Origin of the sequence: Mycoplasma sp. NEAQ87857 (genome assembly GCF_009792315.1) — a bacterium.
Taxonomy (GTDB): Bacteria; Bacillota_I; Bacilli_A; order Mycoplasmatales; family Metamycoplasmataceae; genus Mycoplasmopsis.
In genome coordinates this window covers 951,983-963,268 of sequence record NZ_CP045542.1, presented here as the reverse complement: position 1 = coordinate 963,268, position 11,286 = coordinate 951,983, and the positions used below count along the sequence as shown (strand labels likewise).

11 protein-coding genes and 1 tRNA gene are annotated in these 11,286 nt (G+C 24.2%); 7 read left to right on the top strand and 5 right to left on the bottom strand.

Features of this window, described 5'->3' with window-relative positions:
* The first annotated feature begins 7 nt into the window (after window positions 1–7).
* Complete coding sequence (locus tag GE118_RS03490; protein ID WP_158764045.1) at window positions 8–649, top strand: hypothetical protein; 642 nt, start codon at window positions 8–10, stop codon at window positions 647–649.
* Entirely contained in the window at window positions 649–1,512 is an 864-nt protein-coding gene (locus GE118_RS03485; protein ID WP_158764044.1) for an MAGa7180 family putative nuclease, read from the top strand. The genes GE118_RS03490 and GE118_RS03485 overlap by 1 nt, the downstream gene beginning before the upstream one ends.
* A gap of 30 nt (window positions 1,513–1,542) precedes the next feature.
* Here GE118_RS03485 and GE118_RS03480 read toward each other — a convergent pair whose 3' ends face one another.
* Together GE118_RS03480 and GE118_RS03475 are read right to left on the bottom strand one after the other, a co-directional pair.
* On the bottom strand, window positions 1,543–2,766 hold the full coding sequence (locus GE118_RS03480; RefSeq protein WP_158764043.1) for a hypothetical protein: 1,224 nt from the start codon (window positions 2,764–2,766) through the stop codon (window positions 1,543–1,545).
* A gap of 2 nt (window positions 2,767–2,768) precedes the next feature.
* A complete protein-coding gene (locus GE118_RS03475; protein WP_158764042.1) occupies window positions 2,769–3,110 on the bottom strand; it encodes an RNA-binding protein in 342 nt (113 codons plus the stop codon).
* A gap of 268 nt (window positions 3,111–3,378) precedes the next feature.
* On the opposite strand from GE118_RS03475, the gene GE118_RS03470 reads away from it, so the two are divergent.
* The 3 genes from GE118_RS03470 to GE118_RS03460 all read left to right on the top strand — a co-directional run bounded on the left by GE118_RS03470 (window position 3,379) and on the right by GE118_RS03460 (window position 5,977).
* A complete protein-coding gene (locus GE118_RS03470; RefSeq protein WP_158764041.1) occupies window positions 3,379–4,704 on the top strand; it encodes an MAG3090 family protein in 1,326 nt (441 codons plus the stop codon).
* Between the two features lie 40 nt (window positions 4,705–4,744).
* Window positions 4,745–4,828 (top strand) — tRNA-Leu (locus tag GE118_RS03465).
* 66 nt (window positions 4,829–4,894) lie between these two features.
* On the top strand, window positions 4,895–5,977 hold the full coding sequence (locus GE118_RS03460; protein ID WP_158764040.1) for a M42 family metallopeptidase: 1,083 nt from the start codon (window positions 4,895–4,897) through the stop codon (window positions 5,975–5,977).
* Between the two features lie 22 nt (window positions 5,978–5,999).
* Here the strand turns inward: GE118_RS03460 and ruvB are convergent, their stop codons facing one another.
* From ruvB to rpmF, 3 genes are all read right to left on the bottom strand, one after another.
* Entirely contained in the window at window positions 6,000–6,947 is a 948-nt protein-coding gene (ruvB, locus tag GE118_RS03455; RefSeq protein ID WP_158764039.1) for a Holliday junction branch migration DNA helicase RuvB, read from the bottom strand.
* The gene (gene ruvA, locus GE118_RS03450) at window positions 6,931–7,524 is read right to left on the bottom strand and encodes a Holliday junction branch migration protein RuvA (RefSeq protein ID WP_158764038.1); all 594 of its coding nucleotides are present in this window, start codon (window positions 7,522–7,524) and stop codon (window positions 6,931–6,933) included. Before ruvA ends, ruvB begins: the two co-directional genes overlap by 17 nt.
* A gap of 96 nt (window positions 7,525–7,620) precedes the next feature.
* Window positions 7,621–7,824, bottom strand: coding sequence for a 50S ribosomal protein L32 (gene rpmF / locus GE118_RS03445; RefSeq protein ID WP_158764037.1), 204 nt, complete (start codon window positions 7,822–7,824; stop codon window positions 7,621–7,623).
* A 330-nt stretch (window positions 7,825–8,154) separates the two neighbouring features.
* On the opposite strand from rpmF, the gene GE118_RS03440 reads away from it, so the two are divergent.
* Entirely contained in the window at window positions 8,155–9,342 is a 1,188-nt protein-coding gene (locus GE118_RS03440) for a hypothetical protein (RefSeq protein WP_158764036.1), read from the top strand.
* 270 nt (window positions 9,343–9,612) lie between these two features.
* The gene (locus GE118_RS03435; protein ID WP_158764035.1) at window positions 9,613–11,016 is read left to right on the top strand and encodes a hypothetical protein; all 1,404 of its coding nucleotides are present in this window, start codon (window positions 9,613–9,615) and stop codon (window positions 11,014–11,016) included.
* Window positions 11,017–11,286: the final 270 nt, after the last annotated feature.

The following is an 11,286-nucleotide window of genomic DNA, read 5'->3' as shown; positions in this document are numbered from 1 at the left end:
AGATAATATGAAACAGAATAAACATATCGTTATACTGATTAACGGAAAAAGAAGAAGTGGAAAAGGATTATTAAGCAATAAAATTAAAGAAAAGAGTTTAATAGATTTTGATAATAATGTTAATATTTTATCTTTTGCAGAGCCTATTAAGCAAATTACTGAACCAATCTTAGATGAAATCAATTGAGATAAAAAAGATAAAGAAGTAGTTAGACCATTATGAATTGCAATGGGTGAAGTGGGTAGAAAAATTGATAATAATGTTTGATGTTCAAAAGTATATGACAAAATTATTTCAATAGCTAAATCAAGCTCAGAACAAAATAAAAATAGTTTATTTTTAATTGATGATTTACGTTTTCCTAATGAATTAGATTTCTTTAAAAGCAACATTAATCGAATCAAGGAGGTTGTAAAACCAAATGATATAGTAAGAATTGTTTCAATTAGAATTGAAAAATTTATGGATGCTGAAAAATTTGTACCTGGAGTTGATGATAATTCAACTGAAATTAGTTTCGATAAAATTGTTAATATATGTTTTGATCATATTGTTCCGCAAGATGTTTTAATAAATCGTGAATGAGTTCCTAATTTTCAAAATGTGGATGTTATTGCAGATGTTGTAATAGCAAACTTTTTAAAATAATGGCTAAAAGAAAATATTTTAACGGGATTCACTATGATGTGGATATCCTTAATAAAAGAATTATTTTAAAAGAACCATTATTAAAAGATCTTCAAAGTGATAACCAATTTTTAAAATATAAAAAAATTGGTGGTAGCACTATTCCTGACATTTTATTAAGCAATCAACCTTTTAAATCTGAATTTGCAGCATTTTGTCATATTGCAAGATTAAAATTACCAATTTTACAACCTAAATACGTTAATGCAGGAACTATTTTAGAACCTAAAATTTTTGATTTTTTACGTGAAAAAGCCCTAGAAGTAGCAAAAGCTCAACAAACTAAACCTTTAATAATTGAAAACTTTGTAGCTAAGGATTATGGCTTTGATTATTTTAAAGGAAAAATACCATATGAAAGTATTGGTGGAGTACCTGATGGTTTATTACCTGAAAAAGATTGTATTCTGGAAGTAAAAACCGCAGGAGAGAAAAAACGTGAAAAATGAGATAAAGAAGGAGTTGATCCTGCTTATTTAAAACAAGCACAACTTTATGCTTATTTAAATGGAAATAAATATTTTAATATTGTAGCTTTATTCTTACAAGATAATGATTATCTACATCCTGAATTAGTTGATATTAGACAACGTAATTTTAAAATTTATCCTTTTAAAGTTAATACTATTGAGGTTGTGGATGATATTGCAATGGTTGAAGAGTGATATAAAAAATATACTTCAACTAATATTTCTCCTTGTTTTGATAATTCTAAAGACGCAGATCAAATTGCATACTTAATGTGTAAAAGTTATGATGAATGAGAAAAATTATTAGACGAATGAAAAAGAACAGGTAAAGCAGTTGCTGATATTGAGGCATAGAAAAATCTCTTGTAAAAACAAGAGATTTTTTTATTTAAAAGGATGTAAATTATTATACAAACAGTAATATATCTTAGCAAAATAAAAAATACTAACTAAAGCTCCAAGGTAAATTTCATTGTTGGTTTCACAAGTGATGCTAATTGATTTAATATCTTTATTAAATGATGTTAATTGTGTATTAAAAACTTCATGAGTGTATTTATAGTATTGGTTAATTGTACTAATGTTTCATTGGTCTAGCATATCATCATCTAAAACATTATCACTAAATTGAAAATCAAAATAACTACGTTTAATATCTAAATAAGTAATGATTTTATTATGATTTCCATCAAGTAAATATTGTCCTAAACTACTAATATCACTTGGTAAATTAATACTAGTATTAATTAAATGTTCATTTAAACTTGATTTATTTAATAAAAAAGCAAATAGCGAAGATAAATCATTTAAAAAATGATGGCAGGAAGCAAATACATTAAATGTTTTATTGTTGATTTGATATTTTGATCAAAAACTAGCTAATTCATATGAAAGATATTTTAAACGGTTGTTTTTACCAGTATAAGCAACATAACCATCAATAATTTTTTTAATATTAATACCTTGAGTTGCTAAAATGACCAAAACAACTTCTGAAAATATTGAGTAATTTTGATTAAAGTATTCAGATACAAGCAAAATATGTTTTTCATTAAAAAGTTTATGAATTAATTTATTATCTTTTCCAATATAAAATTGTTCATAAGAAATTTTTTCTTGCTTAAGAAAATTAATTATTCATTGATTATAATAATACATTTTGTTAGATTGTAAATCTAATAATGTATCTAGATACAATAAACCAATTTTATGATTAAATGAATTTAAAACATCAACAAAACGATTGATAGAAGTGTTTTGGTTAATAAAAATTAATTTAATTTTTAACTCTGATTTATTATTAATTTGATTCATTAGCAAGAAATTAATACAACTTTGAATTGATTGCTTAATTTCTTCACTACAAAAAATAATTAAAGTATGAATTTTAAGTTCATAAAATAAGTTGCAAAAATTAATTATTTGATGAATACCATTTAATTTAAAGTTATAAGCTATATCTTCAAAATTCATAAATTCTGCATCATTAAAAGCTAATTTAGATAGTTTATTATTAACTTCTTGCTTAAAATGTGCAAAATATCTTTTTTCTTCCTTAGAATCAAATAAATAATTTTTATTTAATTTAATATTTAAAGGTAATATCATTATTAACTTTCTTTTAAGGTGTGAATGGTATGTTCAAAAAGATTTTTAAAACCATTTTTAGTTTCTTTTATACCATAATTAAATGGATTTCTTCGATAATTAGGATGATTACGTTTAAAACTTCCGTTTCCCATATTGTATTTAGGGTTAAAATTAATTACCACAAAAGAAATATGATCATTAACATTAATAATTTGATTAATTTTGGTTTTTTGAAAATCTGTAATTTCATTTTTTGTAATACAAAATACAGCACCATTTTTTAATTCTACTTTAATGTATTTTGATCCTATAGTCTTAACTCTACCATTTAAAACATCATTAGGTTTATATTTAATATTCATAAATATATTATATATTTTAAAAGTTATTAAATTAATTTTTATTTAAAGGATATGTATATGAGATTATTTTCTTTAGCTTTTGTTTATTAAATATTTAATTTATAAAAAATAAATACTTTTAAATACAAATATCACAATATTATAATAAAAATACTTTATAATTGATATATAAAATAATATAAAGCTAGTTTTATAAAAATAAAATTTTTAGCATTGTATAATTAATTTTTTAAATTTAAATTTAAAATTTCCAATTAAAGGAGAACGAATGAAACGTTTACAATGTTTATACAAACCTAATAAAGATGAAAATTATCCATGAGCATTAAAACACCCTAAAGTTAATGCACCTTTAGCATTATTTAAAACTCGTAAAGATGCAATGAATTGATTTTTATCTTTAGGTTATGATTGTGCAACTTGATTCCAAACTGATAAAAAAATCTGAGGTGGTTTATTAATTTCTGAAAAAGAACCTACAACAGGTGAGTTTGAGTACGAATTAAATGTTGATAAATTTGATGGTGGATTAGATTATAAAGAAACATTAAAAGAATTATGTATTCATACAGAAGGGTTAAGAAACTTAAACGAAGCTAAAAAAGCTTTAGAAGAAGTTGTTGACTTTAAAGTATTAGCAGATCATGAAACATATTTCCCTGCTGATGAAGATTTAAAAATCGAAAGAAAAAAATCTGCTAAAGATGAAGAAATTGAAAGATTATTATCACTTTTAAACGAATCAGATGCTGACAAAGAATTATTACAAAGAAAATTAGAATTATTACAAGCTCGTCAAGCTTCAGAAAAACAATCAAAACCAGAAGTTGTTAAAGAAGTTAAAACAGTTGTAGAAAAATCAAAACCAGAAATTAAATTAGTAAAATATGAGTTTATTAACAATTTAAGTGAAGAAGAACAAATTAAAAGTTTAGCATTATATGCTAAAAAAGTAGAAAAATTAGTTGCTCAATTAGAAACAAAACAAGAAACTTATGCACAAGATTTAGAAGAAATTAAAGTTAGTTTAAGATTTACTTTATCAAAAATTAGATTTTTAGATAAAGATTTTAATGGAGATGCAGACTTTAAAAAATTATTAAAACTAGTTCATAATTCATTAAATAATTCTATTGAAAAAATCTCTGAATTAGTTGTAGTTAATCCTGAATTAGAAGCTATTCCTTCTAAAGCTTTATATGTAAGAAATTGTTGTGGTGAAAACTTAAGATTTAGTGAATTAGCTTCATATGTTGTGCTTGATGAATATCATGTTGGATTTGTAGAATTAAATGAGTATAAATATGCTATTTTTGCTCAAGAAGCTAAAAAATCATCAAAATTCCTTGTATTTGATTGACCAGTTCAAAATAACGAAGTAGTTACAAATGTTGTTGTTCCTGTTCAAGAAACTGTTATAGTTGAAGAGGAAGTTGAAGTTGAACCAAAAGAAGAAACTGAAGAAGAAAAAGAAGAAGATTTACTTGAAGAAGCAACAGCAAGAAGATTTAACTATTGAGGTATTTTCTTATTAGCTATGGGTTATGGTATTTTAATCACTGTAATCATTTTACAAGCACTAAATATAATCTAAATAATAAATTAAAAATCTATTTTAAGTAGATTTTTAATATGCCTCAGTGGTGGAATGGTAGACACCGTGGACTCAAAATCCACTGGAGAAATCCGTGCAGGTTCAAGTCCTGTCTGAGGTACCATATGCAAATAAGCATCATAAAAGTCCAATTTCAGGACTTTTTTATTTAAGTATATAAGGAGATAAAATGGATAAAAAATATGAAAAACTTGCTCAAAGATTAAGCAAATATATGTCTATTGAAGCAATTTCAAGATTTGAAGAACCAGTTGCCAAAGAATTAAGAAACAATATATCATCAAACTATCAAGTTTCAAGAGATAAGTTAGGTTCAATTGTTTTCTTTAAAAAATCAAAAAAAGCTAATGCGCCTAAAATTATGATTGCAGCTCACATGGATGAAGTTGGATATATGGTTCGTAGTATTAAAGACAATGGAAATATATTAGTTACTCCAATTGGTGGTTTATGACCTACAGTTGTAATAGGAACTAAAGCTATTTTAGAAACATCTGAAGGAAAAAGATTTAATGGAGTATTTGGACATACATCAATCCATATTTTAGACCGTGAAAAAATTAATGAAGCAATCAAAACAAATGATTTATTTGTTGATTTTGGATTTTTAACTAAAAAAGAAGTAGAAGAAGCAGGTATTCAAATTGGTGATAAAATCTTTTTAACAGGTGAAACAATTGAATTTGCTAACAATATTATTGGTGGTAAAGCAATGGATAACCGTGCAGGAGTTACTGCTTTAGAGTTTATTGCTAATAATCTTGCTGATGTAGAATTAGATAGTGATTTATACCTTGTTGGTACTGTGCAGGAAGAAGTAGGAACTAGAGGTGCAAAAACTTCTGTAAGTATAATTAACCCAGATGTTGCTTTCGCATTAGATACAGGAGCTGCTCATGATACTACAGGATGTAAACCTGGAACTCCAGTTTTAGGAAAAGGTGTAAATATTTTAGTTAAAGACGGTGGAACATTACCTGATCCTAAATTGATTAAAGATTTAATGAACATTGCTAAAAGCAAAGAAATTTTAGCTTATAAATATGTTGCTGAAGGTGGAGGAACTGATGCTGCGGAATTACAATTTGCTCCTGGAGGAGCTAGTGTAACTACCATTTCACTTCCTCAAAGATATCTTCACAGTCCTATTGGATTATGTTCATTAGTTGATATTGATGCAGCTATAAATTTATTAACAGAATTCTGTAAAGAATATACAGTTGAAAAACACGAAGAATTAAAATACAAATAAAAAGTTCACTTGGGTGAACTTTTTATTTGTATTTTTGTCTTGATAAATAGTCAATTCCATTTTGATTAATTTTTCTACCTCTAGAATTTTTCTGAATTAATCCTAAATATAATAATATGGGTTCAATTTCATTAGTAATTGTTTCTTTTGTGTGAGAAATTAAACCACAAATAGTGTCTAGTGAGACACATTTTTGTTTAAATCCTTTTAGGATATTTAAATATTCTAAATGATCTTTATTTAGGCCGTATTCATATAAATCAAGTAGCTTAAAAGTCTTGTGAATGATTTTGTTATTAATTATTGAATCGTTTAATGAAATTGCAAAGTCATAAATTCTGGATAATAAATGATTTGCTAATCTAGGGGTTGCTCGAGAATATGAAGCTATAAGATTAAAGTAATCATTCTCTATTGGTATTTTTAAAACTTTAGCACTATTAATCAAAATTTTAATAATATCTTCCGTTGAATAACTATTTAATCTACCTATATAACCAAAACGATCTTTTAAGGGTTGAGTAATTTCACTTAATTTAGTGGTTGCTCCTATTAAAGTAAAAGGTTTAATTTTCATTCTCATAGCTCTACTATTACCATCAACACCAATTATTAAATCAAACACAAAATCTTCCATAGCATTATATAAAAATTCCACTATATTTTTATTAATACTATGTATTTCATCAATGAACACTATATCGTTCTCATTAATTACTGATAATATGTTAATGATATCTGCTTTCTTTTCAATGTTGCTACCTTGAACATAGTGTATTTGTTGTTTTGATTCATTAGCAATAATGGTTGCTAAAGTGGTTTTACCCATCCCAGGAGGTCCATAAAGTAAAATATGGGGTAGAACAACCTTTCTATGAATTGAGCTTTTTATCATTGCTTGTAAGGTAAGAACTAATTTCTTTTGACCTATAAAATTATGAAAATTTTGTGGTCTATTCTCTAATAGCATTGCTTTGACTCTCTGCAATTATTTTAATGCTTTGTTCAATCATAGTGTCAATATCATTGTTTAATTCTATTTTTGATAAAGCTAAATCAATTTGTTTCTTTTTAAATCCTAAAGTTTCAAGTGTTGATGATAATTCTTTGAATGAATTTAAGTTTTCTTTTTTACTAATTTGCATATTTGATGTTAATTTAGTTCATTTATCTTTTAGTTCAACGCAAATTAATTTAGCTGTTTTTATACTAATAAAACTGATTTTACTTAATTGTTGAACATCTTCATTTACAATATAACTAGCAATTACTTCTCAACCTTTATCAAGAGCATTCATTGCTATTCTAGGTCCTATTTTATCAATTGCAATTAGGTCAGTAAATAATAATCTTTCTTTGAATTCTTTAAAGCCATAAGTTTGTGTTGAATATTCGCTTTGGTGCTCAAATAAAAATAATTTAATTTTTTGACCAACTTCAAAACGTGATTCATTGGCTATATTTATAGCGTATCCTGTTGAATAAGATTCTAATATAATGTTATTTTTGTTTTTATAAACTATTTCTCCGATTCTGTAAAGTACCATTGTTTGTCCTCCGTTTTATAAATAGACAAAAATTAAGAAACGAACAAATAAAGTACTAAAAAAATAAAAAAAGTCCAAATGGACTTTATATCATAATTATTTATTGATACGGTCGTCTAAAGCAACGTATCCTAAAACTTTTTTACCTTTGTAAAAACCACAAAATCTACATGTAACATGTTGTTCAATCATTTTTGAACAGTTTGAACAGTTTACAAGATTAGGTGTATCTAATGCACTGTGTGATTGTCTTTTGTGTTTACGTTGTTTTGAAGTTTTACGCTTTGGTACAATAGCCATGGTTCCTCCTTTGTGGTTTTTTAAAATTGCAAAATAATTATATTATAAAAATTGCAAAATTAAAGCGTTTTTATATAAAAAAGCAAGCATTTTTTAACTAAAAAGTTTGCTTTTTTATTTTACATTAAAAAAGCTAAAGTTTTTTATATTTTTTATACTTTTATCCCTATTTTCTAGGGTTAAAAATTTTTATAAGTTGTTTGGCAAAAGAATAAAATATAAGTAGGGAGATATTTTTTATGTGTAAGTTTATCGTATATAAAAAATGTTAGACACAATAATTAACAAATAAAATATATTAATTTGTATTTGATATATAAGGAGATTATCGTGATTAGAAAATTCATCACAACTTTAGGTATTTTTGTTCCTATTGTTAGTGTATCATGTGCATCAACAAGTGTTAAAAATCCCGACAATAAAAAAGAAGCAACTATTCCAAGCTTGATAGTTGAAAAATTCAATTTAGATAAAAATAAATCAAATATTAACAAACAAAAAAGATTATGGTTGAAAAATGATTTTAGAAGTATAGGTTCATGATCTTGAAGTAACCCAGATTATAAATTAGTACTTGATGAATGGCATTTAAAAAAGATTCTTGATAATTCAAAATTATTAACAACAATAGAGTTTGTAAATAATTTTATACCTATCAAAGAAACAAAAAATGGAGTTGTATCTAGAAAATATTATGATGTTGAATTGAGTAATAAAGAATATGAAAATTTAATCCATAAAAACATTTTTATAAATGGAGAATTTACTAATAAAGAACTTAATGAAATTAAAATTCCATGGTCTTTGAATAAATTAAAGGATAATAAGTTACTTATTAATTATTTTACTGGTGAATATATACGTAAATTTAGTCTTAAACCAAATCCTAAAGTATCTAAGAATGAATGAAAAGATATTTTTATATTCCATCAAATTCCTGTAAATTACTCAAGTTTTTATAAAGAATATGACATTTGACTCTTTAACCCAGATTGATTTGAAAAAGTTCAAAAAGATAACCCTAATCTCAAAATCAATATATTTTTAACAGAGAAGAGCAATTTAGAAAAAATCAAATATCCTTATTTTGAAAATTTGGATTTACCAAAACATTCATTAATAATAGATTTTGAATACACTCATAAGAAGTTTTATGAAACTGAATTAATTAATGATTTTGATTATAATGCATTTATGTTTGATAAAGGAACACTATATTTAATAAAAGATACATCTGAACATTATAGACCACCAGGGATTTCCTACGTTCAACCTGATAAACCATCTTTTTCATTTACTATATTAGGTTGAGTTAGCAACCAATGAAGAGCAAGGTATTTCTTGTTTGATAACAATTTAAAAAATGATAGTAATAGCGAATCAGAAAAATTAATTACTTCAAGATACACTATTGCTATAAGTCTTAATGATGAAGAGATAAAAAACTTTGAATTAAAAAATATAGAATTTTTAAATATTGATTTTTCTAAAGAGTTCTTAAAAAAACAAAATAAATAAAAAATGATGTTTATATTTAATGATTATTAACAGTACCTGGAATTTTACATGAAAAAGTAAGTTAAATAATAACGATTTAGACAATTATACAAATACATAAAATTCTATTCAATTAAAATAATTAAGCATAGTTAAAAAACTATGCTTTTTATAATGTTTTTTTACTTTTTATGGTGCAAGAATTTTAAAAAATCTAATATAGAAAAGAATAAAATAAAAGTAGAAAGGAGTTTCATTAATAAAAAAATTATCTAAAAAATGAAAGGCATCATGAAAAAGAAATTTTTAAAAAATATGTTTAGTATAGATCTAAAACCAAATATTAAGAAACTCAAAAACCTAATTTTTATTCCATTAGTATTATTACCCATTTTAATGTCTGTTGTATCTTGTTCTAGAACGCAAGAAAAAGAAAAAACTATTTCTAAATTAATTATCAAGAAATACAATATTGATAAATTAGAAATGATGAATATAAAAGACGATAATGAAATAGATCATTGAGAGAAACAATTAAATAAATTGAAATTGAATACTCTTTATGCGTCAGATTTTAAAAGTATAGGTTATTGACCTTGGGAATTTGATAAACAATCTAAACAAATTTTAAAACAAAATGAGTATGATAAAAGTTTAAACAATAAGTATCAGATGTTTTATAAAAAACTTATAAAAAACGCTAGATTATTAACAACTATTAATTTCACAAAAGAAACTTTACCAATAATAGCTACTGATAAATTAGGTTTTTTAACTAAAAAATATGATGATAATTTATGAAACAATGAGTATAAAAGCATCATTGATAAGAATATATTAGTTAATGAAAAGTTTTTCAACGATAAAGACCTAAAGATACCTACCTGAGTATCAAATAAGAATGATAATGAAATAATAAATATAAATTATTTTACTGGTAATTACATAGATAGATTTAAACTTTTACCAAATCAATTAGTCACAAAGAATGAATGAAGTGATGTACTTGTTTTTCATCAACCTTATTATCTATTAAGTACTAATGACAAAAAAAGTAATCTAGATTTTTATCAACCAGAGATTTTTAACAAAATACAAAGCACAAATCCTGAATTAAAAATTAATTTATATCTTATATCAAAAGATAATCTTAAGAAATATGAAAATGAATATTCATCACTAATGGACAAAAACACCAAGCATATTCAAGAAAGCAACATTCTAATTATTGATTTAGAATACAAATATACATCTTTTTATAACCATTTGCTAATAACTAATTTAAATTACGTAACACCTTTATTTAATAAAAATAGATTATATTTAGTGAAAGATATAGGAGATCGTAAAAGAGAACATCTTTTTGTTACAAAATATTTTACCAGAAGTGATGAAAATTATCTTATTAAAGATGATGTTATACATAGTCCTCTTTATAAATTTGGAATTATTAATGTTAATGATGTTCGAGCAAAACAAGAAACTTTACATCAAGCGTTAGGAATCCATTTATCAGATGATGAATTTAAAAACTTTAAACTAAATGGTATTGAATTTTTAAATTTAGACTTTAAAAAAGAATTGTTAAAGGATAAAACCCTAATTAAACCAGAATATAACAGATTAGAATGAGAAATGGATTATAGTGTAAATTTTGAAAAAGATAGTAAAAAAACTATATTCGATTCAAATTAGGATATTACACTTCTAGTTTCAAGAGTATGATATTTTATGATTTTTAACTTAAAGAGATTTTTAATAAATATGGTATAAACAAATTAATTTAATCTAATAAAGAAAGTCATAATAGAAGCAAAACTAAAAACTGTTTATGAAACTATAGGGATACATTTGTCAGGTGATGAATTTAAAAATTTTAAATTAAAAAGCATTGAACTATTAAATATGGATTTTCAAAAAGAAATATAAAAATTACATTAAACCAGAATTTAATCTTTTTAAATG